Here is a 26,810-nt window from a genome sequence, read left to right on the forward strand (position 1 = left end):
GGGGGCCAAATATGAAGAAAATCAACGCAGGCAATCTTTTCGCGGGCATGCGCAGCAGCTCGGTGATCGCGGGGCTGTTCATCGTCCTCATCGTCTCGATCGTGTTGCTGTTCGCCAACTTTGCCTACCTCAACACCCAGTCGAACCATGACAAGCAGTACATCGGCCATGCCGGCGAACTGCGCGTCCTGTCGCAGCGGATCGCGAAGAACGCCACCGAAGCGGCGGCGGGCAAGGGCGAGGCGTTCAAGCTCCTGAAGGATGCGCGCAACGACTTCGAGAAACGCTGGAACATCCTGGTCAACGGCGACGAGAGCACATCCCTGCCGCCCAGCCCCGAAGCGGTGAAGCCGCAGATGGACGTGGTGCAGCAGGACTGGGACGGCCTGCGCAAGAACGCCGACTCCATCCTCGCCAGCGAACAGACCGTACTGTCCCTGCACCAGGTGGCCTCGACCCTCGCCGAAACCATCCCGCAGCTGCAGGTGGAATACGAAGAGGTGGTCGACATCCTGCTGGAGAACGGTGCCCCAGCCGACCAGGTCGCGGTCGCCCAGCGCCAGTCGCTGCTCGCCGAACGTATCCTCGGCTCGGTGAACAAGGTGCTGGCCGGCGACGAGAACTCGGTGCAGGCCGCCGACAGCTTCGGCCGCGACGCCAGCCTGTTCGGCCGCGTACTGAAGGGCATGCAGGAAGGCAACGCGGCGATGAGCATCTCCAAGGTGACCAACGCCGAGGCGGTGGATCGCCTGAACGAGATCGCCGAACTCTTCGAGTTCGTCTCCGGCTCGGTGGACGAGATCCTCGAGACCTCGCCCGACCTGTTCCAGGTCCGGGAAGCGGCGAACAACATCTTCAGCGTTTCGCAGACCCTGCTGGACAAGGCCTCGCAACTGGCCGACGGCTTCGAGAACCTGGCCGGCGGGCGTAGCATCAACCTGTTCGCCGGTTACGTCCTCGGCGCCCTGGCCCTGGCCTCGATCATCCTGATCGGCCTGGTGATGGTGCGCGAGACCAACCGCCGGCTGGCCGAGACCGCCGAGAAGAACGACCGCAACCAGGCCGCGATCCTGCGTCTGCTCGACGAGATCGCCGACCTCGCGGACGGCGACCTGACCGTGGCCGCGACCGTGACCGAGGACTTCACCGGCGCCATCGCCGACTCGATCAACTACTCCATCGACCAGCTCCGCGAACTGGTGGAGACCATCAACCAGACCGCCGTGCAGGTGGCCGCAGCGGCCCAGGAAACCCAGTCCACCGCGATGCACCTGGCCGAAGCCTCCGAGCACCAGGCGCAGGAAATCGCCGGCGCCTCGGCGGCGATCAACGAAATGGCGGTGTCGATCGACCAGGTATCGGCGAACGCCTCGGAATCCTCGGCGGTAGCGGAACGTTCGGTAGCCATTGCCAACAAGGGCAACGAGGTGGTGCACAACACCATCACCGGCATGGACAACATTCGCGAGCAGATCCAGGACACCTCGAAGCGAATCAAGCGCCTCGGCGAGTCGTCCCAGGAGATCGGCGACATCGTCAGCCTGATCAACGACATCGCCGACCAGACCAACATCCTCGCCCTGAACGCCGCGATCCAGGCGTCGATGGCCGGGGACGCGGGCCGCGGCTTCGCCGTGGTAGCGGACGAGGTACAGCGACTGGCGGAACGTTCCTCGGCGGCGACCAAGCAGATCGAGGCGCTGGTGAAGACCATCCAGACCGACACTAACGAAGCGGTGATCTCGATGGAGCAGACCACCTCCGAGGTGGTCCGCGGCGCGCGCCTGGCCCAGGACGCCGGTGTGGCCCTGGAGGAGATCGAGAAGGTATCCAAGACCCTCGCGGCACTGATCCAGAACATCTCCAACGCCGCCCGTCAGCAGGCATCGTCGGCCGGCCACATTTCCAACACCATGAACGTCATTCAGGAGATCACCTCGCAGACCTCCGCCGGTACCACCGCCACCGCGCGGAGCATCGGCAACCTGGCGAAGATGGCGAGCGAGATGCGCAACTCGGTATCCGGCTTCAAACTGCCGGAGGGCGTGGAGCAGGCCTGAGCATAGGCGCGGCGGCCGCCTGGCGGGCGCCGCGTCGACACCTTGGACGAGGGGCACGGCATGCAGGCGAACGGCGTCTGGTCACTGCAGCCGCTGGCCGATATGTCGGCAGCGGAGTTCCGCGACTGGCAGGTCCTGTTGGAGAACCGCACCGGCGTGGTGCTTAACGAGCAGCGCCGGACGTTCCTGCAGGCCAGCCTGACCGCGCGCATGCGTGAACTGGGCATCGGCGACTACCACAGCTACTACCGCCAAGTGACCGACGGTCCGCGTGGCGCAGTGGAGTGGGCGACCCTGCTGGACCGCCTGACCGTCCAGGAAACCCGTTTTTTCCGTCATCCCCCGTCTTTCGAGCTGCTCGAGCGCTACCTGGGCGAGCGCCTGCGCCGCGAAGGCATGCCGCGGCCCTGGGCCCTGTGGAGCGTCGGCTGCTCCAGCGGCGAGGAACCCTACTCGCTGGCGATGTGCGCCGCGCAGGCGTTGCGCGGGCAGGAACGGGAAGATTTTTTCGGCGTCACCGGGACGGATATCAGCCTTCACGCCCTGCAGCGGGCGCGGCAGGCGAACTATCCGGCCCGCAAGCTGGAGCAACTGGAGGCCGGACTGGTCGAACGCTATTGCGAACGCCAGGCCGACGGCAGCTTCAGCGTGAAAACGATACTGACCGAGCGCGTCTGCTGCGCCCGGCTGAATGTGCTGGACCTGGCGAAGGCGCCCTGGTCCGGCATGGACGTGATTTTTTGTCAGAACCTGCTGATCTACTTCCGTCGCTGGCGACGGCGCGAGATCCTCAACCGGTTGGCCGAACGGCTGGCGCCGGGAGGCTTGCTGGTGATCGGGGTCGGCGAAGTGGTCGACTGGAGCCATCCGGAGCTCGAGCCGGTCGCCGACGAGCGGGTCCTGGCCTTTACCCGTAAGGGGTACTCAGGCACATGAATGGAGTGGCTATGGGTGACCGGCACGACTACGTCGCTCTGGAATGGGTGAAAGGCGAGATCGCCGAAACCCTGAAACAGGCGCGCCAGGCGCTGGAAGCGTTCGTCGAGAACCCGCAGGACCCGACCCGCATGCGGTTCTGCCTGACCTACGTGCACCAGGTGCAGGGCACCCTGCAGATGGTCGAGTTCTACGGCGCGGCCCTGCTCGCCGAGGAAATGGAGCAGTTGGTCCAGGCCTTGCTGGACGGTCGCGTGCCGAACCAGAGCGAGGCCCTGGAAGTGCTGATGCAGGCGATCCTGCAACTGCCGGTCTACCTCGACCGGATCCAGACCGCCCGGCGCGACCTGCCGATGGTGGTCCTGCCGCTGCTCAACGACCTGCGCGCCGCGCGCGGCGAGAAGCTGCTCTCGGAAACCAGCCTGTTCGCGCCCGACCTGTCGCAGCGCCAGCCGCAACTGGACGGCGAGGCCATCGCGCAACTGCGCACCGACGAACTCGGCGGCTTGCTGCGCAAGCTGCGCCAGACCCAGCAGATGGCCCTGGTCGGCCTGCTGCGCAACCAGGACGTGGCCACCAGCCTCGGCTACCTGGCGCGTGTCTATGCGCGCCTGGAGGGCCTGTGCCGCGAGGCACCGCTGGGGCCGCTGTGGAGCATCGCTTCCGGCCTGGTCGAGGGCCTGGCCAACGGTAGCGTGGTCAACAGCGCCTCGGTGCGCACCCTGCTGCGCCAGCTCGACCGCGAACTCAAGCGCCTGGTCGAGCAGGGCGCCGACGGCCTGAACCAGGCCGCGCCGGACGAGCTGGTGAAGAACCTGCTGTTCTACGTGGCCAAGGCGCCTTCGCAGTCGCCGCGAATCCGCGCACTGAAGGAACAGTACCGCCTCGACGAGGCGCTGCCCGACCACGAGACGGTGGATGCCGAGCGCGCCCGCCTCGCCGGACCCGACCGCGACGCGATGCGTTCGGTGGTCGGTGCGTTGTGCGAGGAACTGGTGCGGATCAAGGACAGCCTCGACCTGTTCGTGCGCAGCGACCGTGGCCACCCCTCGGAACTGGACGCCCTCCTGGCGCCGCTCAAGCAGATCGCCGATACCCTGGCGGTACTCGGCTTCGGCCAACCGCGCAAGGTCATCCTCGACCAGTTGGACGTCATCCACGCCCTGGCCCAGGGCCGCCGCGAGCCGAGCGACGCGATCCTGATGGACGTCGCCGGCGCGTTGCTCTACGTCGAGGCCACCCTGGCCGGCATGGCCGGTCCCGGCGACGAGCGCAACAGCGAGGAAAGCCGCCTGCCCACCACCGATGTGGCGCAAATCCACCAGTTGGTGATCAAGGAAGCGCGCAACGGTCTGGAGCAGGCCAAGGACGCGATCATCGAGTTCATCGCCTCGCAGTGGAACCACGAGCACCTGGCCCGCGTGCCGGAGCTGCTGACCCAAGTCCGCGGCGGCCTGGCGATGATCCCGCTGGAGCGCGCCGCGACCCTGCTGGAAACCTGCAACCGCTATATCCAGGAACAGCTGCTGGCGCGCAAGGCGGTGCCGGACTGGCAGAGCCTGGATACCCTGGCCGATGCCATCACCAGCGTCGAGTATTACCTGGAGCGCCTGAGCGAGGACCATGCCAGCCAGAGCGACCTGATCCTCGACGTCGCCGAGGACAGCCTGGCGAACCTCGGCTATACGCTGAAACCGAATTCGTCGGCCCCGGCCGAGCCCGGCCTGTCCGGGCCCGCTGCCATCGAGTCCCCGGCTGCCGAGCCGGAGAGGCCGGAGGCGGTCGTCGAGGTCGCCGAGACAGCGGAGCAACCGCCCGCCGACACGGCTCCTGCCGAGGCGGCGAGGGAAGATGCCCCGCTGCTGGCCAGCGACGACAACTGGACCCTTGGCGAAGTCGCGCCCGACGCCGGCGAGCCGTCCCTCGACCTGGCCCTGGACCTGCCGCTGGACGATTCCGCCGAAGTGCCGCCGGCGTTGCCGGAGGTGGTCGAGGAGAGCGGCCAGCCGCAGTCGACCCCGGCGCCTGCCCGCAGCCTGGACGATTTCAGCCTCGACGAGATCGATCTCTCCGGCCTCGACCTGCCCGCCGATGCGGCCCCGGCCTCCGGGCCGGCGGCCCTGGCGGACTGGTCGCTGCCGGAGCAGTGGGGGCTCGGCGATGACCTGGCGCAGCCGGCGCAGGCCGACGAGACGTTGGATCTGAGCCTGGAGGAGCCGGCGCTGTCCTTCGACGCGCCGCTGGAAAGCCTCGAGCCGTTGCCGGCGCTGGAGCCTTTCGACGGCTCCGCTGAACAGGAGCTGGTTCTCGATGCGCTCGATCCGCTGCCGCTGGATGTAGCCTTGCCGGAGGCGGAGGGCGAGGTGTCCGCCTGGGAGGGCTCTAGCCTGGAGGAACTGGATCTTTCCGACCTCGATCTCCCCGAGGTGCAATTGCCCGAGGCCGAGGCGCCGCCTGCCGCCGAGGCGCTCGCCAGCGCAGCGCCGGCCCTGTCTCTGGCCGAGGTGATGGCTGCGCCGGTGCAGCCGATCAACCCGCCGGCGCAGAACGTTCCGGTCAGCCTGCTGCCGCCGCCGGCCGACGAGGAACCGGTGGACGAGGAACTGCGCGAGGTCTTCATCGAGGAGGCCGGCGAGGTCCTGGAGACCCTCGGCCGCTATCTGCCGGCCTGGAAAGCCGACCACGACGACCGCGAAGCGCTGACCGAGGTACGCCGTGCCTTCCATACCCTCAAGGGCAGCGGACGGATGGTCCGTGCCCTGGTGATCGGCGAACTGGCCTGGTCGATAGAGAACCTGTTCAACCGCGTGCTCGATCGCAGCATCGCCGCCAGCGAGCCGGTTCAGCGAGTGGTGGACCAGGTCGTGGCCCTGTTGCCTGAGCTGGTCGAGGAGTTCGCCGCCAATGCCCAGCGCCAGCGCGACGATGTCGACCTGCTGGCGGCCACCGCACATGCCCTGGCCAAGGGCGAGCCGCTGCCGGAACCGCCGGCGCCGGACGACGGCGGAGTACCGCCGGAAGCCGGGGCGGAGCAGCCGTCGAGCCTGGACAACGGCTTCCAGGCGCCGCCATTGGCCGACGCGCCGCAGGCCGCTGCCGAGGCGCAGAGCGACGTCGAACTGCTCGATCCGCAACTGCTGGAGATCTTCACCAACGAGGCGGAGACCCATCTCGAGGCCCTGGTCGGCTTCCTCGCCGACTGCGCCCGCGAACTGCCGCAGCCGGTCACCGATGCCTTGCAGCGTGCCCTGCATACCCTCAAGGGCAGCGCGCACATGGCCGGCATCCTGCCGATCGCGGAGATCGCCACGCCGCTGGAAAAACTGGTCAAGGAATACAAGTCCAACCTGCTCGCCTTCGACCTGCGCGAAGCCGAGTTGCTGCACGACGCCGAGCAACTGTTCCGCATCGGCCTGGAACAGGTCGGTGCGCACCGGCCGTTGAACCCGATCCCCGGCAGCGACGCGTTGCTGGAGCGTATCGAGGCACTGCACCAGGAGCGCATCGCCTCGCTCGAGGCCGAGCGCTACAGCGATGCCGGCGAGCGCCGCGATCCGTTGCTGATCGAGGCGTTCCTCGTCGAAGGCATGGACATCCTGCTGGACGCCGAGGACCTGCTCGAGCGCTGGCACGAGCATCCGCAGGAGCGCCAGGAGCTGAGCGCGCTGCGCGAGGAACTCAGCGCTCTGGACCAGGGCGCCCGGCATGCCGAGCTGCCACAGGTGGAAGAACTCTGCCAGGCCTTGCTGGCACTCTACGATGCCGTCGAGGAAGGCCGCCTGGCGGTCAGCCCGGCGTTCTTCGAGGAAGCCCGCCAGGCCCATGAGGCGCTGATCGGGATGATGGACCAGGTCGCCGCCGGCCTGCAGGTCACGCCGCGTCCGGAGCGGGTCGCGGCCCTGCAGGAACTGTTGGAAGCGCCCGCCGCCGAGGCCGTTCCGTTCATCGACCCGGAGAGCCTCGGCGCCGACGATTTCCCCCCGGAAGACGAAGAGCTGGCCCTCCCCGAGGCGGTCTTCGAAGAGGCCGGGACGCCTGCCGAGGAGACCGTACCGGCAGCGCCTGCACCGGCTCCCGGCCGCGAGCTGGACGAGGAAATGGTGTCGATCTTCCTCGAAGAGGCGGTGGACATCCTCGAAAGCGCCGGCCAGGCACTGGCCCAATGGCAGGCCGAGCCGGGCGCGCTGTCTTCGCTCAGCGCCCTGCAGCGCGACCTGCACACCCTCAAGGGCGGCGCACGGATGGCCGAGATCGCCGAGATCGGCGACCTGGCCCACGAGCTGGAGGCCCTCTACGAAGGACTGGTCGACCGCCGTTACCAGCACTCCCCGCAACTGGCCGGATTGCTGCAAGCCTGTCACGATCGCCTGGCCGAACAGCTCGACCAGTTGAGCGCCGGCCAGCCCCTGGCCGACCCGCACGACCTGATCCAGTCGATCCGCCGGTTCCGCCAGGGCCCGCTGGCCGAGGCCGCGACACCGGGCGAGGCGGAAAGCCCCGTCGAGGAACTCGTTGCACCGGCCGTCGAGGAGCCCGCCGCGCCTGCCGCGACGCAGCCGCCCGCTGCGGAGGCGTTCGAAGAGCGCGATCCCGAACTGGTGGAGATCTTCCTCGAGGAAGGCTTCGATATCCTCGACAGCGCTGCCGCCGCGTTGCAGCGCTGGATCGACGACGTCGACAACACCATCGAACTGGAAGCCTTGCAGCGCGACCTGCATACCCTCAAGGGCGGTGCGCGGATGGCCGAGATCGGCGAGATCGGCGACCTCGCCCATGAGCTTGAATTCCTCTACGAAGGCCTCTGCGGCGGACGCCTGCGCGCCAGCCCGGCCTTGTTCGGCCTGCTGCAGCGCTGCCACGACGAGCTGGCCGAGATGCTCGAGGCGGTGCGTGGCCATCGCACGCTGCCTGACGGGCAGGCGCTGATCGCGGAGATCAGGCGCCTGCGCAGCGATCCCGACGAGCAACTGAGCGTACCCACCAGCGTCAGCCTCAAGCCGCTGGCGGCGAAGGGTGCGGCGGCCGACGAGAGCGAGATCCTCGACATCTTCCTCGAGGAAGCCGACGACCTGCTGGAGAACCTCGAACTGGCGCTCGGCCGCTGGGACGGCGGCAACGGCGACGCCCAGCCGCTGGACGACCTGCTGCGGATCCTGCACACCCTCAAGGGCGGCGCGCGCCTGGCCGGGCAGACCGAGCTGGGCAACCTGGCCCACGACCTCGAGCAGCATCTCACCGATGCGCAGCAACAGGGCGCGCCGTGGCCGGACAGCCTGCTGCTGGATGCGCAGTCGGGGCTGGAAGGCCTGCAGCGGCAGGTCGACCTGTTGCGCGAGCGGCTGGCCGAGGACGACGAGGCCGGTGAACGGCCCGAGCCCGCCCAGGCGTTGGTCCAGGCCGACGATACCGACCGCGCGGTGGCCTCCGCGCTGGCCGAGCTGACCCGCCTGGCCCCGGCGGCCGGCGCGATCATGGCGGCCGAGGCGGCGCCTCCGGCCGCCCCGGCCACCACCCTGCCGTTCGTGCGCAAGGCCCAGGAGGCGGCCCAGGAGGCCGCTTCCCGGCGTGCCCCGCAGGAACTGGTGAAGGTGCCGGCGGAACTGCTGGAGAACCTGGTCAACCTGGCGGGCGAGACCTCGATCTTCCGCGGCCGGGTCGAGCAGCAGGTGAGCGACGTCGGCTTCACCCTCGGCGAGATGGAGTCCACCATCGAGCGGGTGCGCGACCAGTTGCGCCGCCTCGACACCGAGACCCAGGCGCAGATCCTCTCGCGTCACCAGGCCGATGCCGAACGCGCCGGCTACGAAGAATTCGACCCGCTGGAAATGGACCGCTATTCGCAGTTGCAGCAGCTCTCGCGCGCACTCTTCGAATCGGCCTCCGACCTTCTCGACCTGAAGGAAACCCTGGCGGCGAAGAACCGCGACGCGGAGACCCTGCTGCTGCAACAGGCGCGGGTCAACACCGAACTCCAGGAAGGCCTGATGCGCACCCGCATGGTGCCGTTCGATCGGCTGGTACCGCGTTTGCGGCGGATCGTCCGGCAGGTGGCCGGCGAACTCGGCAAGCAGGTCGAGTTCGTGGTCGGCAACGCCGACGGCGAGATGGATCGTACCGTTCTCGAACGTATCGTCGCGCCGCTGGAGCACATGCTGCGCAACGCCGTGGACCACGGCATCGAGTCCGGCGAGACGCGCCGCGCGGCGGGCAAGCCGGAGCACGGTACGATCCGCCTGAACATCGGCCGCGAGGGCGGCGACATCCTCCTCACCCTCTCCGACGACGGCGCCGGCATCCGCCTCGACGCGGTACGGCGCAAGGCCATCGAGCGTGGCCTGATGAGCGCCGACAGCGACCTCAGCGATCATGAAGTGCTGCAGTTCGTGCTCGAGTCCGGTTTCTCCACCGCCGAAAAGGTCACCCAGATCTCCGGGCGCGGCGTCGGCCTCGACGTGGCCAACTCCGAGGTCAAGCAGCTCGGCGGCTCGGTGAGCATCCAGACCGAGCCGGGCCAGGGCACCCGCTTCAACGTGCGGCTGCCGTTCACCGTGTCGGTGAACCGGGCGCTGATGGTGCTATCCGGCGAGGATCTCTACGCGGTGCCGCTGAACACCATCGAGGGCATCGTGCGGGTTTCGCCCTACGAACTGGAGGCGCTCTACGACCAGCGCGGCGAGGCGGGGCTGGATACGCCCAGCTTCGAATACGCCGGGCAGTCCTACGAACTGAAGTACCTCGGCGAGCTGCTGAACAACGGCCAGGAACCCAAGCTGGTCGGCCAGTCGCTGCCCTTGCCGGTGATCCTGGTGCGCTCCTCGGAGCATGCGGTGGCGGTGCAGGTCGACTCGCTGGCCGGTTCCCGCGAGATCGTGGTGAAGAGCCTCGGACCGCAGTTCGCCGGGGTCGCCGGGATTTCCGGGGCGACCCTGCTCGGCGATGGCCGGGTGGTGGTGATCCTCGACCTGCTGGCGACCATCCGCTCCCGGCACGCGCTGCTCGGCCAGGAAAACCGTCGCGAACGCCTGGCGCTGCGCCAGGAAATGGCGGCGAGCGAAAGCGAGCAGCAGCGGCCGCCGCTGGTCATGGTGGTGGACGACTCGGTCACCGTGCGCAAGGTCACCACCCGCCTGCTGGAGCGCAACGGCATGAACGTGCTGACCGCGAAGGACGGCGTGGACGCCATCGCCCAGCTCCAGGAGCACCGTCCGGACATCCTCCTGCTGGACATCGAGATGCCGCGCATGGACGGTTTCGAGGTCGCCACCCTGGTGCGCCACGACGAGCGCCTGGGCAACCTGCCGATCATCATGATCACCTCGCGGACCGGCGAGAAACACCGCGAGCGCGCGCTGGGCATCGGCGTCAACCAGTACCTCGGCAAGCCTTACCAGGAAACCGAGCTGCTCGAAGCCATCCAGTCCCTGGTCGGCCAGCATGAGTGAGCGCGCCACGCCACGGGTCGCGGTGATCGCCGACACTTCGTTGCAGCGCCACGTGTTGCAACAGGCGCTGCTCGGCCATGGCTACGAGGTGGTGCTCAACGCCGACCCAGCCAGGGTCGACGACGCCGCGCTGGAGTGCGCGCCCGACCTGTGGCTGGTGGACCTGACCCAGCAGGACGACTCGCCGCTGCTGGACAGCCTGCTGGAGCAGGACCGTGCGCCGGTGCTGTTCGGCGAGGGCCACGCGCCGGAGCGGCATACCGAACATTACCCGCGCTGGGAGCGGCGGCTGATCGGCAAGCTGAAGCGCTTGATCGGCGACCCCAGCGATGGCGTTGGCGACAGCCTCGGCGCATTGCTCGACGAGGAGCGTCCGCCGCGCCTGGAGATTCCCGGCGACCTCGCGGCGATGCCGCTGCAGGCCGGCGAAGCGGCCCGCGAGGTGTGGCTGCTGGCGGCCTCGCTCGGCGGCCCGGCGGCGGTGAAGGCATTTCTCGACGCCTTGCCCGGCGGCCTGCCGATCGGCTTCCTCTATGCCCAGCACATCGACGCCAGCTTCGAGCAGAACCTGCCGCAGGCAGTCGGCCGGCACAGCCAGTGGCATGTGAAGAACGTCCGCGACGGCGAAGCGCTGCGTTGCGGCGAGGTCATGGTGGTGCCGGTGCTGCACGAACTCGGTTTCCACCACGACGGGCGGCTGAAATGCAGCCAGCGTCCCTGGCCGGAACCCTACACCCCGTCCATCGACCAGATGATGCTCAACCTGGCCCAGCAGTTCGGGCCCGACTGCGGGGTGATCGTCTTCAGCGGCATGGGTAGCGACGGCAGCGCCGCTGCCGCCTACGTGCGGCGCCAGGGTGGCGAGGTATGGACCCAGCGCGCCGACAGTTGCGTCTGTTCGAGCATGCCGGACAGCTTGCGCGAAGCCGGTTACAGCAGTTTCAATGCCAGCCCCCGCGAACTGGCCGAGGCATTGGTCAAGCATCTGGCCGCACGCTGCGCGCCGACAGGAGTCGAAACATGAACCAGGCCGTGATCGAGCAGGATGGCATGAGCCGGAACACCCCAGCCAACCCGACCCCGGACAGCCTCACCGGGCTGCTCCTGCCGCTGAGCGACCGCACCCTGCTGTTGCCCAACGTCGCCGTGGCCGAACTGATCGCCTATCGCAACCCGCAGGTCGCCGCCGGCGTGCCGCAGTGGTACCTGGGCCAGGTGGCCTGGCGCGACCTGCGCCTGCCGCTGCTGTCCTTCGAGGCGGCCTCCAGCGGCGAACAGCAGCCGGTACTCGGCAGCAGCGCGCGGGTGGTGGTCATCAACGCCCTCGGCGGACGACCCCATGTGAAATTCCTCGCCCTGCTGGTGCAGGGCATTCCGCGCTCGGTGCGGCTGGACGCCAATCTCGCGAGCACCGCCGCGCCGCTGGCAGCGCTGGAACTGGCGGCGGTGGACATCGGCGGCGAAACCGCGCGGATTCCGGACCTGGCCGGGCTCGAAGAGAAGCTCGCCGACGCCGGCCTGATCTAAGCCGTCCATGGCCGGCCTGCAACACGCGCGGATCGGCGCCTCCCTCGAGGTCGCCAGCGCCAGCCTGGCCGGGCACCGCTTCGAGAAGCACAGCCACGACGAGTTCGTCATCAGCGCCAACCTCTGCGGATTGGAAGATGTCTGGCTGGATGGCCGTACCTTCCAGGCCGACAGCGGCGACCTGACCCTCTACAACCCGGGGCAGATCCAGGGCGGCGGCGTCCGCGACGGCCAGCCCTGGCGCTTCGCCAGCCTCTATCTGCCTGCCGCCGAACTGGCGAGCAGCCTGGATCTTTCCTCCGTCGAGTTCGACCGCCCGCTGCTGCGCAGTCCGGCGCTGGGCCGCGAGTTGGCCGCTAGCATCGAAGCCTTGCTGGCCAGCGACCGCTTCGCCCGCGAACGGGGCGAGGAGCGCCTGCTGGAGTTCCTTGGCCGCCTGCTGGCGGCGAGCGGCACCCGCCTGCCGCAGAGGGCCGATCCTGGGCGCCCGGCTGTCGCCCGCCTGCAGGCGCTGCTCGCCGAGCGCCTGGCCGAGCCGCCGGACCTGGATGGGATGGCGGAGCAGGTGGGCCTGTCGAAATACCACCTGCTGCGGGCGTTCAAGAAGGCCACCGGGCTCAGCCCGCGCCAGTGGAGCATGCAACTGCGCACCCGCCGCGCCCTCGGCCTGTTGCGCCGTGGCCTGGCGGTGGGCGAGGTGGCCCACGCCCTGGGCTTCGCCGACCAGAGCCACCTGACCCGTTACTTCACCAGCGCCTACGGCATTTCGCCGGGCCGCTACCAGCGCGCTGTGCGCGGCTGAACTGCGCAATCCGGTTCAAGTCCGCTTCGCTGCCGGCCGGGATAATCCGACGACCCACCCACGGAGTCGTCGTCCCATGCTCGCCATCTTCCTCGCCGCCTTGCTGTTCGGTTTCGCCTTCAATGTTTCTCCTGGCGCGGTGTTCAGCGAAACGCTGCGCCGTGGTTTGACCGGCGGCTTCCGCCCGGCGTTGCTGGTGCAACTGGGGTCGCTGATCGGCGATGCCGTCTGGGCCCTGCTCGGGCTCACCGGGCTGGCACTGCTGCTGGGCTACGAACAGGTGCGGATTCCCCTGACCCTGGCCTGTGCCGCCTACCTGGCCTGGCTCGGCGTACAAGGCTTGCGCGACGCCTGGCGTCCGCCGCTGGCGGCGGAGGATGCCGGCGAGCAGGGGCGCAACGCCTTCGGCGCCGGCGCGGCGATCTCCCTGTCCAACCCGAAGAACGTGGTCTATTGGGGCGCCCTCGGCAGCGCCCTGGCGGGGATCGTCGACGGCACGCCGAACCAGGCGCAGTCGCTGGTGTTCTTCGCCGGTTTCATGCTCTCGTCGCTGATCTGGTGCTTTTGCTGCGCGGCGCTGGTGGACTGGCTGCGGCGCAACACCTCGCTGTTCTGGCACCGCGTCAGCTACGCCGGTTGCGGCGTGCTCCTGCTCGGCCTGGCAGGACTGGCGCTGCGCGGGCTGTAGCCGCGCCTCAGGCCGGCGCCAGGCGCCGCCGCAGCAGGCGTTGGCGCAGGCTTTCGAACCTGCCGAGGTCGACATGCCGGGCATGGTCGCCGATGACGATCCGGCCGTCGGGCAGCTCCGCCCAGTGCTGTAGTCCGCCCTCCAGGTCCAGTTCGCCGTAGCGGATGCGCAGCGCCCGGCCGGATTCGAGGTGCCAGAGCTGGGCGAGGTCCCGCGAGCGATGCGGTTCCAGCCACGGTGCTAGGAGCAGCCAGCCTCCGTCCAGGGCCTGGAGCTTCAGGTAGGGACCTTCGGCCAGGCCGTCCAGCGAGTGGCTGCGGATCTCGCCGCTGTCGAGCCGGGCTTCGCAGAGCGTTTCACGCTCCAGCCAGACGATGGTCCCGGGCGCCGCCGAGGTCGGTTGCGCCGGATCGGCGGGCAGATCCTTGCCGACGGGGAACGGCAGGGGCTGGATGCGTGCCTCGCGCCATTCGAAGAACTGCCCGCGGGAGAGCAGGCAGACGCGCTGGTCCGGAGTGGTGAAGACCGCCGGCGGATTCTCGATGGAGCGCCGCGCTTGCGGCACCTCGAAGAGCAACCGCGGTTCATCGTTGCCCTGGGCGAAGCCCGGATAGAGGAAGAACAGGCCGCGGTCGGCCAGGAGCAGGTCGTCCCCGGCCAGGCCGATGGCAAGTTCCGGGGTGCGGCGTTGGCGCAACGACTGCGCCGGCGGCAGCGGCAAGGGCGGTAGTTCGGGCGTCAACGAGGCGAGGTCGCGGGAGCGATGCAGCCAGGCGTAGGGGCTTCCCGAACGGGTCATCCTGACCCAGGCGTGCAGGCCGTCCGCCGAACTGGCCCGGCAGAGCAACGCGCCCTGGGTTTCCTCCGCGCCATCGGGCAGGCGTTGCAGCCTGGGCCATTGGCGCAGGTCCAGCAGGTTGCGGCTGTCCTCGCCCGGCAGGCGGGCGATGGCCAGGCCGGGCGCCAGGTGCTCGGCGTGTTCGAGGCAGATGTAGGCCGAAGCCGGCGCCAGGCCGGCCGGCGCGGCGGCGGGGAGGGCCGCCCGGGCGCCCTCGGGGACGTCTTCCTGGCGCAGCGTGCGGGCGTTGTGGCCCTGCGCTGCGAGCGCATCGAAGAGGCGCCGGCTGTGGGTGGCGCCGACCACATACAGGTTCAGGCTGTCGTCTTCGTCCAGGCGTTCCACCAACGCCAGTCCCAGGGATTCCAGCTCCTGGCCGAGGGCTGGCAGGAAATCCTCGGGAAGGTCGTCGCGCAGGCGCTCCAGCAGCGTCTCCAGTGCGGCGGAGGCCAACTGCGGGAAGCGTCCGGCATAGTCTCGGCGGAGTACGCCGAGCACGTCGGGCAGGCGGATCTTCCAATCGAAGGTAACGGGCGTGTCCATGCGTGCGATCCGTTGCGAAGTGGGTTGCGCAACGGTATTCACTGGCTGTCGCCGTTGTAAAGCGGCGGGAGAAATATCAGGCGAAGTCGCCCCAGAGTTGCTGGGCCACCGCCAACGCTACCACCGGCGCGGTCTCGGTGCGCAGCACTCGCGGGCCGAGGCGCGCGGCGTGGAAACCGGCCGCCTGCGCCTGCTCCACCTCGGCATCGCTCAGGCCGCCTTCGGGACCCACCAGGAAGGCCAGGCGCGACGGCGGCGCATGGCTGGCCAGGGGGGCGGCTACTGGGTGCAGGACCAGCCTGAGGTCATCGTCCCGCCCGCGCAGCCAGTCCTCCAGGGCCAGCGGCGAATGGATCAGCGGCAGGCTCGAACGGCCGCACTGCTCGCAGGCGCTGATCGCCACCTGGCGCCAGTGTTGCAGGCGCTTGTCGGCGCGCTCGTCCTTTAGGCGCACTTCGCAACGCTCGCTGACGATCGGGGTGATTTCCGCCACCCCCAGCTCGGTGGCCTTCTGGATCGCCCAGTCCATCCGCTCGCCGCGCGACAGGCCTTGCCCCAGGTGGATACGCAGGGGCGAGTCGGGCTGGCCGGCGAACTGCTCGCGGAGTTCGACGCGGACATTCTTCTTGCCGACCTCGACCAGCTCGCCGAGGTATTCCCGGCCGCTGCCGTCGAACAGTTGCACGGCGTCGCCCGTGGCGTGCCGCAGCACGCGGCCGATGTAGTGGGCCTGGGTCTCGGGCAGGTCGTGCTGGCCGAGGGCGAGAGGCTGGTCGACGAAGAAGCGGGACAGGCGCATGGCGATTCGAGGGTAGTGGCGACAGGCGCGCAGTTTACTGCCTGCCGCGGGGCGCTGGAACCGGCCCCCTCGGGACGAAGGGGCGGCGACGTTCAGCCCGGATCGCGGTGGTCCGGGTGGAAGTCGCTGACCGCCACGCTGACCGCGTCGCGGGTGGCGATGTCGATGCCTTCGCTGGCCACCTCGGCGAGGAAGTCGATCTGCTCCGGGGTAATCACGTAGGGCGGCAGGAAATACACCACGCTGCCCAGCGGGCGCAGCAGCGCGCCGCGCTCCAGGCCATGCTGGAAGACCTTCAGGCCGCGGCGCTCCTGCCAGGGGTAGGGCGTCCTGGACGCCTTGTCCTGGACCATTTCGATGGCCAGGACCATCCCGGTCTGGCGCACCTCGGCGACATGCGGGTGGTCGGCCAGGTGCGCGGTGGCCCTGGCCATGTGGGTGGACAGCGCGCGGTTGGCCTCGATCACCTTGTCTTCCTCGAAGATCTCCAGGGTCGCCAGGGCGGCGGCGCAGGCCAGCGGGTTGCCGGTATAGGTGTGCGAGTGGAGGAAGGCGCGCAGGGTCTGGTAGTCGTCGTAGAAGCCCCGGTAGATGGTCTCGCTAGTCAGCACCGCGGACATCGGCAGGTAGCCGCCGGTGAGGGCCTTGGACAGGCAGAGGAAATCCGGGGCGATGCCGGCCTGCTCGCAGGCGAACATCGTCCCGGTGCGGCCGAAGCCCACCGCGATCTCGTCGTGGATCAGGTGCACGCCATAGCGGTCGCAGGCTTCGCGCAGCAGCTTGAGGTAGACCGGATGGTACATGCGCATGCCGCCGGCGCCCTGGATCAGCGGTTCGACGATGACCGCGGCGATCTCGTCGTGCCCTTCGGCCAGGGTGCGCTCCATGTGGGCGAACATGTTCCGCGAATGTTCTTCCCAGCACATGCCGTCCGGACGCAGGAAGCAGTCCGGGCTGGGCACCTTGATGGTGTCCAGCAGCAGCGACTTGTAGGTTTCGGTGAACAGCGCCACGTCGCCCACCGACATCGCCGCGATGGTTTCGCCGTGGTAGCTGTTGGTCAGGGTGACGAAGCGCTTCTTGCGCGGCCTGCCGCTATTGAGCCAGAAGTGGTAGCTCATCTTCAGCGCGACCTCGATGCCCGCCGAGCCGCTGTCGGCGTAGAACACCCGGTCGAGCCCCGGCGGGGTGATCTTCACCAGTCGCTCCGACAGCTCGATCACCGGCTGGTGGCTGAATCCGGCGAGGATCACGTGCTCCAACTGGTCGACCTGGTCCTTGATGCGCTGGTTGATGCGCGGGTTGGCGTGGCCGAACACATTGACCCACCAGGAACTGACCGCGTCGATGTAGCGCTTGCCTTCGAAATCCTCCAGCCAGACGCCTTCGCCGCGGCGGATCGGGATCACCGGCAGGCGTTCGTGGTCTTTCATCTGGGTACAGGGATGCCAGAGTACGTTCAGGTCGCGCTGCATCCAGTCGGCGTTAAGGCCCATGGGCTGTCTCCTCGGATCGATCGGCAAAGCCTATGCAATGGGGGTGAGATGAACAACCCGGTGGGTTGGGACACATCCGACAGCAGCCGCCGACGGACTCCTATGGTGGCCCAAACGGCTCTGGCGTATGCTGCGCGCCGTTGCGTCTTTGCTTTTTTCCTGGGGAGTCCGGTATGTCGTTAAGGTGGCTGCGCGCCGCGGCGTTTCTCATGTTGGGGGTGTTCAGCGCGGTGGCGCTGGGCAAGGATAAACAGCCTACGGCGATCGTCGTCGGCGCGGGCCTGGCAGGCCTGAGCGCGGCCTACGAATTGCAGAAGAACGGCTGGCAGGTCACGGTGCTCGAGGCGCGGCCGCAGGTGGGCGGGCGTTCCGGCCTGGCCACCAGCGAATGGGTCGGCAACCAGAAGGTCCAGCCCACGCTCAATGCCTACCTGGACACCTTCAAGCTGAAGCCGGTGCCGGCGCCGGACTTCGTCCGCACCCCCAGCTACCTGATCGACGGCCTGTACTACAGCAGCAGCGATCTCGCGCTCAAGCAGCCGAACGTCGCCGCCGACCTCAAGCGCTTCGAGTCGACCCTGGACGATCTCTCGGCATCGATCTCCGATCCGCTCAACCCCGCCTCGAGCAATACCCTGTTCGCCCTCGACCAGATGAACGCCGCGCGCTGGCTGGACAAGCTGAACCTGTCGCCGACCGCGCGCCTGCTGGTCAACCAGCGTATCCGCTCGCGCTACGACGAACCGTCGCGCCTGTCGCTGCTCTACCTCGCCCAGCAGGGCCGCGCCTACCGTGGCGTCGATGACCGCGACCTGCGCGCGGCGCGCCTGCCCGGCGGCAGCCAGGTGCTGGCGGAAGCCTTCGTCAAGCAGATCAAGACGATCAAGACCAAGTCCAAGGTGTCGAGCATCGTCCAGGCCAAGGACGGCGTCGCCGTCAAGGCCGGCAGCGAGACCTACAAGGCCGACTACGTGGTTCTCGCCGTGCCGCTGAAGGCGCTCGGCCAGATCCAGATGACCCCGTCCCTGAGCGGTACCCAGATGTCCGCGCTGAAGGGCACCAACTATGGCTGGCGCGACCAGATCCTGCTGAAGTTCAAGCGCCCGGTGTGGGACGACAAGTCGCGCCTCTCCGGCGAGATCTTCAGCGACCAGGGCCTGGGCATGATCTGGGTCGAGCCGGCGCTGAAAGGCGGCGCCAACGTGCTGATCAACCTGTCCGGCGACAACGCCCGCGTGCTGCAGGCTTTCGGCGACCGGCAGATGGTCGACCAGGTGCTGATCCGCATGAACAAGTTCTATCCGAAGATGCGCGGTGCCTTCGCCGGCTACGAAATTCGTCGCTACAGCGCCGACCCGGGCACCGGCGGTTCCTACCTGGCCTACGGTCCGGGCCAGGTGACGCGCTTCTGGCGGATCTGGGAACAGCCGCTGTCGCGGGTCGCCTTCGCCGGCGAGCACACCGATGCGCTGTACCCCGGCACCATCGAGGGGGCGCTGCGCAGCGGCAAGCGCGCCGCCAGCCAGGTGCGCGACCTGTACGCCGGCAAGACTCCGGTGATCGAGGGCGCGCCGATGGTGGCGAAGGCCGAGAAGGTAGCCGCACCGACGACCGGCGGCGAGAAGAAGAACCCGTTCGCCTGGTTCACCCGCCTGTTCGATTGATTCCCTTCGCCGGCGCCGGAAGCTCCGGCGCCTTGCGCTTCCCGGTTCGCAGCGCAATCCAGGGTTTTTTCTTAGCCTGCGAACCTATCTTGTGAATCGATGTTTCAAAGCAGAATTTTCTGCTTTAACTCGATGGATTTGCCGCTAGTCTTGAGGCTTCGCTTTTCAAGGAAGTTTTTCATGCAGTGGCGCAATACCTCATCCCGTTACGGCGTATTCAGCCTGTTCCTGCACTGGGGCAGCGCGCTGGTGGTCTTCGGCCTGTTCGGCCTGGGCCTGTGGATGCGCGAACTGAGCTATTACGACCCCTGGTACCACCCCGCGCCGGCGCTGCATAAAAGCATCGGCATCCTGCTGGCCATCGCCCTGCTGGTGCGGATCGTCTGGCGTTTCGTCAGCCCGCCGCCGCCGGCGCCGGTCAACCACGGTCCGCTCACGCGGGTAGCGAGCAAGCTCGGCCACCTCGCGCTGTACGGGCTGCTGCTGGCGGTGATCGTCGCGGGCTACCTGATTTCCACCGCCGACGGCGAACCGATCAGCGTATTCGGCTGGTTCTCCGTGCCGGCGACCCTCAGCGGGCTGCCCGACCAGGTGGACGTCGCGGGTGAAATCCATCTCTACCTGGCCTGGGCGCTGGTGGTCTTCGCCGTCCTCCATGCCCTGGCCGCCCTCAAGCATCACTTCGTCGACCGCGACCCGACCCTAAAGCGCATGCTCGGTCGCTCGTCGAATGATCAACAACCACGTTAAGGAGAATGTCCATGCTGAAGAAGACCCTTGCCGCGCTGGCGCTCGGCTCCGCACTGTTCACCGCCGGCCAGGCAATGGCCGCGGACTACAAGATCGACAAGGAAGGCCAGCACGCCTTCATCGAGTTCCGCATCAAGCACCTGGGCTATAGCTGGCTGTACGGCCGCTTCAACGACTTCGACGGCAGCTTCACCTTCGACGAGAAGAACCCGTCGGCCGACAAGGTCAAGGTGACCATCAACACCAACAGCGTGGACACCAACCATGCCGAGCGTGACAAGCACCTGCGCAGCGGTGATTTCCTCAACGTCAGCAAGAACCCGACCGCTACCTTCGAATCCACCGAAGTGAAGGCCAACGGCGACAGCGCCGACATCACCGGCAACCTGACCCTGAACGGCGTGACCAAGCCGGTCACCATCAAGGCCAAGCTGATCGGCCAGGGCGACGACCCGTGGGGCGGCTACCGTGCCGGCTTCGAAGGCAGCGCCACCCTGAAGCTGAAAGACTTCGGCATCAAGATGGACCTCGGCCCGGCATCCCAGGAAGTCGAGCTGCTGCTCTCCGTCGAAGGCATTCGCCAGTAAGCGGATACCTGAAACGAAAAACGCCGGCGATCGCCGGCGTTTTTCATTGTGCTTCGAAAAGAATGTTCTTAAATATCCTCAAGCGGTTGCGCGGCCAGGCATTGGTCGAGGAGATGCACCAGGGTGGCTTGTTCCTCCGGGGTGAGCGGGGCAAACAACTCGTCATGCACGCGTGACATGATGGCTTCCGCATGCTGGTGGATGGCCAGCCCCTCGTCGGTGAGGAAGAGCTGGAAGCTGCGCTGGTCACTGGGGTTGCGCTCGCGGCGGACCAGGTTTCTTCCCTCCAGCTCGCGGATCTTCCGGGTGATCAGTGCCTTGTCGCGGCACATCTGGCGTCCCAGATCCTGCAGGTTCAGCCCGCGTTGTTCGTCGATAAGCTTCAATACATGGACGTCGGGCGGGGTCAGGTCGAGTCGCTGGCAATCGAGCTCGCTCTGGATGCGCGTCCGCACATGCTGGAAGACCGCCATCAGCGCGGGCATCAGGTCGGGATTCACGGGGTAGTTCATTGGTCTGGCCGAGTAAACCTAATGTAAATGTGGTTGATCCAGTCAACTATTTTGCTTATTTTAGTTGACCTTATCAACCTTGTTTCAGGTTCTGAATATGGGCCATGGCGCCGGGTGGATAACCGGCCATCGAGCTAAAACGTTTCAGGTGTTTTCACGCGAGGCTTTCGGACGTTTACAAACACCTATGAATGTAAGTATTTTGCCTGCCTTCTTCGAGCCGGTGCAGCGCCTTCACGCTGCATCGGCCGCTTTCGCTCATGAGGACAACGCTATGCAACGAACGCCAGCCATGCGTGTACTGGTTCCGGCCCTGCTGGTCGCGATTTCGGCCCTTTCCGGGTGCGGAAAAAGCGAGGCGCCGCCGCCGGCGCAAACGCCGGAGGTCGGAATCGTGACCCTGGAAGCGCAGACGGTGACCCTGAATACCGAGCTGCCGGGCCGGACCAATGCGTTCCGCATCGCCGAGGTGCGTCCCCAGGTGAACGGCATCATCCTCAAGCGCCTGTTCAAGGAAGGCAGCGACGTCAAGGCCGGGCAGCAGCTCTACCAGATCGACCCCGCCACCTACGAGGCCGACTACCAGAGCGCCCAGGCCAACCTGGCCTCGACCCAGGAGCAGGCCCAGCGCTACAAGCTGCTGGTCGCCGACCAGGCCGTGAGCAAGCAGCAGTACGCCGACGCCAATGCCGCCTACCTGCAGTCCAAGGCGGCGGTGGAACAGGCGCGGATCAACCTGCGCTACACCAAGGTGCTGTCGCCGATCTCCGGCCGCATCGGCCGTTCCGCGGTGACCGAAGGCGCCCTGGTGACCAACGGCCAGGCCAACGCGATGGCCACCGTGCAACAGCTCGACCCGATCTACGTCGACGTCACCCAGCCGTCCACCGCCCTGCTGCGCCTGCGCCGCGAACTGGCCAGCGGCCAGTTGGAGCGCGCCGGCGACAACGCTGCGAAGGTCTCCCTGAAGCTGGAGGACGGTAGCCAATACCCGCTGGAAGGCCGCCTCGAATTCTCCGAGGTTTCCGTCGACGAAGGCACCGGCTCGGTCACCATCCGCGCCGTGTTCCCCAACCCGAACAACGAGCTGCTGCCCGGCATGTTCGTTCACGCGCAGTTGCAGGAAGGCGTCAAGCAGAAGGCCATCCTCGCTCCGCAGCAAGGCGTGACCCGCGACCTCAAGGGCCAGGCTACCGCGCTGGTGGTGAACGCGCAGAACAAGGTCGAGCTGCGGGTGATCAAGGCCGACCGGGTGATCGGCGACAAGTGGTTGGTTACCGAAGGCCTGAACGCCGGCGACAAGATCATTACCGAAGGCCTGCAGTTCGTGCAGCCGGGTGTCGAGGTGAAGACCGTGCCGGCGAAGAATGTCGCGTCCGCGCAGAAGGCCGACGCCGCTCCGGCGAAAACCGACAGCAAGGGCTGATCAAGGGGATTCGTAATGTCGAAGTTTTTCATTGATAGGCCCATTTTCGCGTGGGTGATCGCCTTGGTGATCATGCTCGCGGGCGGCCTGTCGATCCTCAGTCTGCCGGTCAACCAGTACCCGGCCATCGCCCCGCCGGCCATCGCCGTGCAGGTGAGCTACCCGGGCGCCTCGGCCGAGACGGTGCAGGACACCGTGGTCCAGGTGATCGAACAGCAGATGAACGGGATCGACAATCTGCGCTACATCTCCTCGGAGAGTAACTCCGACGGCAGCATGACCATCACCGTGACCTTCGAACAGGGCACCGACCCCGACATCGCCCAGGTTCAGGTGCAGAACAAGCTGCAACTGGCCACCCCGCTGCTGCCGCAGGAAGTGCAGCGCCAGGGGATCCGGGTGACCAAGGCGGTGAAGAACTTCCTCATGGTGGTCGGTGTGGTTTCCACCGACGGCAGCATGACCAAGGAAGACCTGTCGAACTACATCGTTTCCAACATCCAGGACCCGCTCTCGCGGACCAAGGGCGTCGGTGACTTCCAGGTGTTCGGCTCGCAGTACTCGATGCGCATCTGGCTCGACCCGGCCAAGCTGAACAGCTACCAGCTGACCCCCGGCGACGTGAGCAGCGCGATCCAGGCGCAGAACGTGCAGATTTCCTCCGGCCAGCTCGGCGGCTTGCCGGCGGTCAAGGGCCAGCAGCTCAACGCCACCATCATCGGCAAGACCCGCCTGCAGACCGCGGAGCAATTCGAGAACATCCTGCTCAAGGTCAATCCCGACGGTTCCCAGGTGCGCCTGAAGGACGTCGCCGATGTCGGCCTGGGCGGCCAGGACTACAGCATCAACGCGCAGTTCAACGGCAGCCCGGCGTCCGGTATCGCGATCAAGCTGGCCACCGGCGCCAACGCGCTGGATACCGCCAAGGCGATCCGCCAGACCATCGCCAACCTGGAACCGTTCATGCCGCAGGGCATGAAGGTGGTCTACCCGTACGACACCACCCCGGTGGTCTCGGCCTCGATCCATGAGGTAGTGAAGACCCTCGGCGAGGCGATCCTCCTCGTGTTCCTGGTGATGTACCTGTTCCTGCAGAACTTCCGCGCCACGCTGATCCCGACCATCGCCGTACCGGTGGTGCTGCTGGGGACCTTCGGCGTGCTCGCCGCGTTCGGCTTCTCGATCAACACCCTGACCATGTTCGGCATGGTGCTGGCCATCGGCTTGCTGGTGGACGACGCCATCGTGGTGGTGGAGAACGTCGAGCGGGTGATGGCCGAGGAAGGCCTGTCGCCAAGGGAGGCGGCGCGCAAGTCCATGGGCCAGATCCAGGGCGCGCTGGTCGGTATCGCCATGGTGCTCTCGGCGGTATTCCTGCCGATGGCGTTCTTCGGCGGCTCCACCGGGGTGATCTACCGGCAGTTCTCCATCACCATCGTGTCGGCCATGGCCCTCTCGGTGATCGTGGCGCTGATCCTCACCCCGGCGCTCTGCGCGACCATGCTCAAGCCGATCGAGAAAGGCGACCATGGCGAGCACAAGGGCGGCTTCTTCGGCTGGTTCAACCGGATGTTCCTTTCCACCACCCACGGCTACGAGCGTGGCGTGGCGTCGATCCTCAAGCATCGCGCGCCGTACCTGCTGATCTACGTGGTGATCGTGGCCGGGATGATCTGGATGTTCACCCGCATTCCCACCGCGTTCCTCCCCGACGAGGACCAGGGCGTACTGTTCGCCCAGGTACAGACCCCGCCGGGCTCCAGCGCCGAGCGTACCCAGGTGGTGGTGGACTCGATGCGCGAATACCTGCTGGAGAAGGAAAGCTCTTCGGTCAGCTCGGTGTTCACCGTGACCGGCTTCAACTTCGCCGGCCGCGGCCAGAGTTCGGGCATGGCGTTCATCATGCTCAAGCCCTGGGAAGAGCGTCCCGGTGGTGAGAACAGCGTGTTCGAGCTGGCCAAGCGCGCGCAGATGCACTTCTTCAGCTTCAAGGACGCGATGGTGTTCGCCTTCGCGCCGCCGTCGGTACTGGAACTGGGTAACGCCACCGGCTTCGACCTGTTCCTCCAGGACCAGGCGGGCGTCGGCCACGAGGTCCTGCTCCAGGCGCGCAACAAGTTCCTCATGCTCGCCGCGCAGAACCCGGCGCTGCAACGCGTGCGCCCCAACGGCATGAGCGACGAACCGCAGTACAAGCTGGAGATCGACGACGAGAAGGCCAGCGCCCTCGGCGTGTCCCTCGCCGACATCAACAGCACCGTGTCCATCGCCTGGGGTTCCAGCTACGTCAACGACTTCATCGACCGTGGCCGGGTCAAGCGGGTCTACCTGCAGGGCAGGCCGGACGCGCGGATGAACCCGGACGACCTGAGCAAGTGGTACGTGCGCAACGACAAGGGCGAGATGGTGCCGTTCAACGCCTTCGCCACCGGCAAGTGGGAATACGGTTCGCCGAAGCTGGAGCGCTACAATGGCGTGCCGGCGATGGAGATCCTCGGCGAGCCGGCGCCCGGCCTGAGTTCCGGTGACGCCATGGCGGCGGTCGAGGAGATCGTCAAGCAATTGCCGAAAGGCGTTGGCTACTCCTGGACCGGCCTGTCCTACGAGGAGCGCTTGTCCGGCTCGCAGGCGCCGGCGCTGTATGCGCTGTCGCTGCTGGTGGTGTTCCTCTGCCTGGCGGCCCTGTACGAAAGCTGGTCGATTCCGTTCTCGGTGATGCTGGTGGTGCCGTTGGGCGTGATCGGCGCGCTGCTGGCGACGTCCATGCGCGGCCTGTCCAACGACGTGTTCTTCCAGGTGGGCCTGTTGACGACCATCGGCCTGTCGGCGAAGAACGCCATCCTCATCGTGGAGTTCGCCAAGGAGCTGCACGAGCAGGGCAAGGGCATCGTCGAGGCGGCCATCGAGGCCTGCCGCATGCGTCTGCGGCCGATCGTGATGACCTCCCTGGCGTTCATCCTCGGCGTGGTTCCGCTGGCGATCTCCACCGGCGCCGGCTCGGGCAGCCAGCATGCGATCGGTACCGGCGTGATCGGCGGCATGGTCACTGCGACCGTCCTGGCGATCTTCTGGGTACCGCTGTTCTACGTGGCGGTCAGCACGCTGTTCAAGGACGAGGCGTCCAAGCAGCAGGCTGAGGCCGAAAAGGGGCAATGATATGAAAAGGTCCTTCCTTTCCCTGGCGGTAGCCGCTGTCGTTCTGTCCGGCTGCTCGCTGATTCCCGACTACCAGCGCCCCGAGGCGCCGGTAGCCGCGGCCTACCCGCAAGGGCAGGCCTACGGGCAGAACACCGGCGCGGCGGCCGTTCCGGCCGCCGACATCGGCTGGCGCGAGTTCTTCCGCGACCCGCAGTTGCAGCAACTGATCGGCGTGGCGCTGGAAAACAACCGCGACCTGCGGGTCGCCGCGTTGAACGTCGAGGCCTTCCGGGCGCAGTACCGCATCCAGCGGGCCGACCTGTTCCCGCGGATCGGCGTGGACGGTAGCGGCACCCGCCAGCGTTTGCCGGGCGACCTGTCGACCACCGGCAGTCCGGCGATTTCCAGCCAGTACGGGGTGACCCTGGGCACTACCGCCTGGGAACTCGATCTCTTCGGCCGCCTGCGCAGCCTGCGCGACCAGGCCCTAGAGCAGTACCTGGCGACCGAACAGGCGCAGCGCAGCGCGCAGACCACCCTGGTGGCCAGCGTGGCGACCGCCTACCTGACGCTGAAGGCCGACCAGGCGCAGTTGCAACTGACCAAGGACACCCTGGGCACCTACCAGAAGAGTTTCGACCTGACCCAGCGCAGCTACGACGTCGGCGTCGCCTCCGCGCTCGACCTGCGCCAGGCGCAGACCGCCGTGGAAGGCGCCCGCGCGACCCTGGCGCAGTACACCCGCCTGGTAGCCCAGGACCAGAATGCACTGGTCCTGCTGCTGGGTTCCGGGATCCCGGCGAACCTGCCGCAAGGCCTGGGCCTGGACCAGACCCTGCTGACCGAAGTGCCGGCGGGCCTGCCGTCGGACCTGCTGCAACGGCGCCCGGACATCCTCGAGGCCGAGCACCAGCTCATGGCCGCCAACGCCAGCATCGGCGCCGCGCGCGCGGCGTTCTTCCCGAGCATCAGCCTGACCGCCAACGCCGGCACCATGAGCCGCCAACTGTCCGGCCTGTTCGACGCCGGTTCGGGTTCCTGGTTGTTCCAGCCGTCGATCAACCTGCCGATCTTCACCGCCGGCAGCCTGCGTGCCAGCCTGGACTACGCGAAGATCCAGAAGGACATCAACGTCGCGCAGTACGAGAAGGCGATCCAGACCGCCTTCCAGGAAGTCGCCGACGGCCTGGCCGCGCGCGGTACCTTCACCGAGCAGTTGCAGGCACAGCGCGATCTGGTCAAGGCCAGCGACGAGTACTACCAGCTCGCCGACAAGCGCTACCGCACGGGGGTGGACAACTACCTGACCCTGCTCGACGCGCAACGCTCGCTGTTCACCGCGCAGCAGCAACTGATCACCGACCGCCTCAACCAGCTGACCAGCGAGGTCAACCTGTACAAGGCCCTCGGCGGCGGCTGGAACCAGCAGACCGTGACCCAGCAGCAGACCGCGAAGAAGGAAGATCCGCAGGCCTGATCGCCTTCCGCGCCATGCAAGAACGCCGACCCTAGGGTCGGCGTTTTTTTATCCTCGCGGAAGTCGGCGGGTCCGCGTCACGGACCCGCTCGGCCTTAGCGGTTGCGGGTCAGCAGTGCGGGGCG

The 26,810-nt window shown here is 67.4% G+C and carries 17 protein-coding genes; 13 read left to right on the plus strand and 4 right to left on the minus strand.

Features of this window, described 5'->3' with window-relative positions:
- Positions 1–11 precede the first annotated feature (11 nt).
- From pilJ to FFS27_RS00945, 7 genes are all read left to right on the plus strand, one after another.
- Positions 12–2,060: a chemotaxis chemoreceptor PilJ gene (pilJ, locus tag FFS27_RS00915; protein ID WP_003084592.1), complete on the plus strand. Its 2,049-nt coding sequence runs from the start codon at positions 12–14 to the stop codon at positions 2,058–2,060.
- A gap of 60 nt (positions 2,061–2,120) precedes the next feature.
- Complete coding sequence (gene pilK / locus FFS27_RS00920) at positions 2,121–2,996, plus strand: type 4 fimbrial methyltransferase PilK (protein WP_003084594.1); 876 nt, start codon at positions 2,121–2,123, stop codon at positions 2,994–2,996.
- Between the two features lie 11 nt (positions 2,997–3,007).
- A complete protein-coding gene (gene chpA / locus FFS27_RS00925; RefSeq protein WP_023100750.1) occupies positions 3,008–10,438 on the plus strand; it encodes a chemotaxis signal transduction system protein ChpA in 7,431 nt (2,476 codons plus the stop codon).
- Positions 10,431–11,462: a chemotaxis protein CheB gene (locus FFS27_RS00930; protein ID WP_003084598.1), complete on the plus strand. Its 1,032-nt coding sequence runs from the start codon at positions 10,431–10,433 to the stop codon at positions 11,460–11,462. The genes chpA and FFS27_RS00930 overlap by 8 nt, the downstream gene beginning before the upstream one ends.
- On the plus strand, positions 11,459–11,965 hold the full coding sequence (locus FFS27_RS00935) for a chemotaxis protein CheW (RefSeq protein WP_003084602.1): 507 nt from the start codon (positions 11,459–11,461) through the stop codon (positions 11,963–11,965). Before FFS27_RS00930 ends, FFS27_RS00935 begins: the two co-directional genes overlap by 4 nt.
- A gap of 7 nt (positions 11,966–11,972) precedes the next feature.
- Entirely contained in the window at positions 11,973–12,767 is a 795-nt protein-coding gene (locus FFS27_RS00940; protein WP_003111539.1) for an AraC family transcriptional regulator, read from the plus strand.
- Positions 12,768–12,843: 76 nt separating this feature from the next.
- Positions 12,844–13,455 carry a LysE family translocator gene (locus tag FFS27_RS00945; RefSeq protein ID WP_003111540.1) on the plus strand — a complete coding sequence of 204 codons (612 nt, stop codon included), beginning with the start codon at positions 12,844–12,846 and terminating at the stop codon, positions 13,453–13,455.
- Positions 13,456–13,462: 7 nt separating this feature from the next.
- Here FFS27_RS00945 and FFS27_RS00950 read toward each other — a convergent pair whose 3' ends face one another.
- The 3 genes from FFS27_RS00950 to FFS27_RS00960 all read right to left on the minus strand — a co-directional run bounded on the left by FFS27_RS00950 (position 13,463) and on the right by FFS27_RS00960 (position 17,131).
- Complete coding sequence (locus FFS27_RS00950; protein ID WP_137951910.1) at positions 13,463–14,878, minus strand: hypothetical protein; 1,416 nt, start codon at positions 14,876–14,878, stop codon at positions 13,463–13,465.
- Between the two features lie 34 nt (positions 14,879–14,912).
- Entirely contained in the window at positions 14,913–15,635 is a 723-nt protein-coding gene (locus FFS27_RS00955) for a 16S rRNA (uracil(1498)-N(3))-methyltransferase (RefSeq protein WP_019484394.1), read from the minus strand.
- A gap of 92 nt (positions 15,636–15,727) precedes the next feature.
- Positions 15,728–17,131: an adenosylmethionine--8-amino-7-oxononanoate transaminase gene (locus tag FFS27_RS00960; RefSeq protein WP_023100752.1), complete on the minus strand. Its 1,404-nt coding sequence runs from the start codon at positions 17,129–17,131 to the stop codon at positions 15,728–15,730.
- A 173-nt stretch (positions 17,132–17,304) separates the two neighbouring features.
- Here FFS27_RS00960 and FFS27_RS00970 point away from each other — a divergent pair, with 173 nt between their 5' ends.
- The 3 genes from FFS27_RS00970 to FFS27_RS00980 all read left to right on the plus strand — a co-directional run bounded on the left by FFS27_RS00970 (position 17,305) and on the right by FFS27_RS00980 (position 20,132).
- Positions 17,305–18,795 (plus strand): flavin monoamine oxidase family protein, encoded by a 1,491-nt coding sequence (locus FFS27_RS00970; RefSeq protein ID WP_021263112.1) that lies wholly within the window; start codon positions 17,305–17,307, stop codon positions 18,793–18,795.
- A gap of 180 nt (positions 18,796–18,975) precedes the next feature.
- Positions 18,976–19,545, plus strand: coding sequence for a cytochrome b (locus FFS27_RS00975; protein WP_021263111.1), 570 nt, complete (start codon positions 18,976–18,978; stop codon positions 19,543–19,545).
- 11 nt (positions 19,546–19,556) lie between these two features.
- Positions 19,557–20,132, plus strand: a complete 576-nt coding sequence (locus FFS27_RS00980; RefSeq protein WP_003084626.1) for a YceI family protein — start codon at positions 19,557–19,559, stop codon at positions 20,130–20,132.
- Between the two features lie 68 nt (positions 20,133–20,200).
- On the opposite strand, the gene mexR is transcribed toward FFS27_RS00980, so the two are convergent.
- Entirely contained in the window at positions 20,201–20,644 is a 444-nt protein-coding gene (gene mexR / locus FFS27_RS00985) for a MarR family transcriptional repressor MexR (RefSeq protein ID WP_004365054.1), read from the minus strand.
- Positions 20,645–20,918: 274 nt separating this feature from the next.
- On the opposite strand from mexR, the gene mexA reads away from it, so the two are divergent.
- Genes mexA through oprM form a run of 3 tightly spaced genes read left to right on the plus strand, consistent with a single transcriptional unit; the run spans position 20,919 to position 26,685 of the window.
- Positions 20,919–22,070, plus strand: coding sequence for a multidrug efflux RND transporter periplasmic adaptor subunit MexA (gene mexA / locus FFS27_RS00990; RefSeq protein ID WP_003118819.1), 1,152 nt, complete (start codon positions 20,919–20,921; stop codon positions 22,068–22,070).
- Between the two features lie 15 nt (positions 22,071–22,085).
- Positions 22,086–25,226 carry a multidrug efflux RND transporter permease subunit MexB gene (gene mexB / locus FFS27_RS00995; RefSeq protein ID WP_003109724.1) on the plus strand — a complete coding sequence of 1,047 codons (3,141 nt, stop codon included), beginning with the start codon at positions 22,086–22,088 and terminating at the stop codon, positions 25,224–25,226.
- A 1-nt stretch (position 25,227) separates the two neighbouring features.
- The gene (oprM, locus tag FFS27_RS01000) at positions 25,228–26,685 is read left to right on the plus strand and encodes a multidrug efflux RND transporter outer membrane channel subunit OprM (RefSeq protein WP_003084633.1); all 1,458 of its coding nucleotides are present in this window, start codon (positions 25,228–25,230) and stop codon (positions 26,683–26,685) included.
- Positions 26,686–26,810 lie beyond the last annotated feature (125 nt).

It is taken from the genome of Pseudomonas sp. 2VD (genome assembly GCF_005503585.1).
Taxonomy (GTDB): domain Bacteria; phylum Pseudomonadota; class Gammaproteobacteria; order Pseudomonadales; family Pseudomonadaceae; genus Pseudomonas; species Pseudomonas aeruginosa.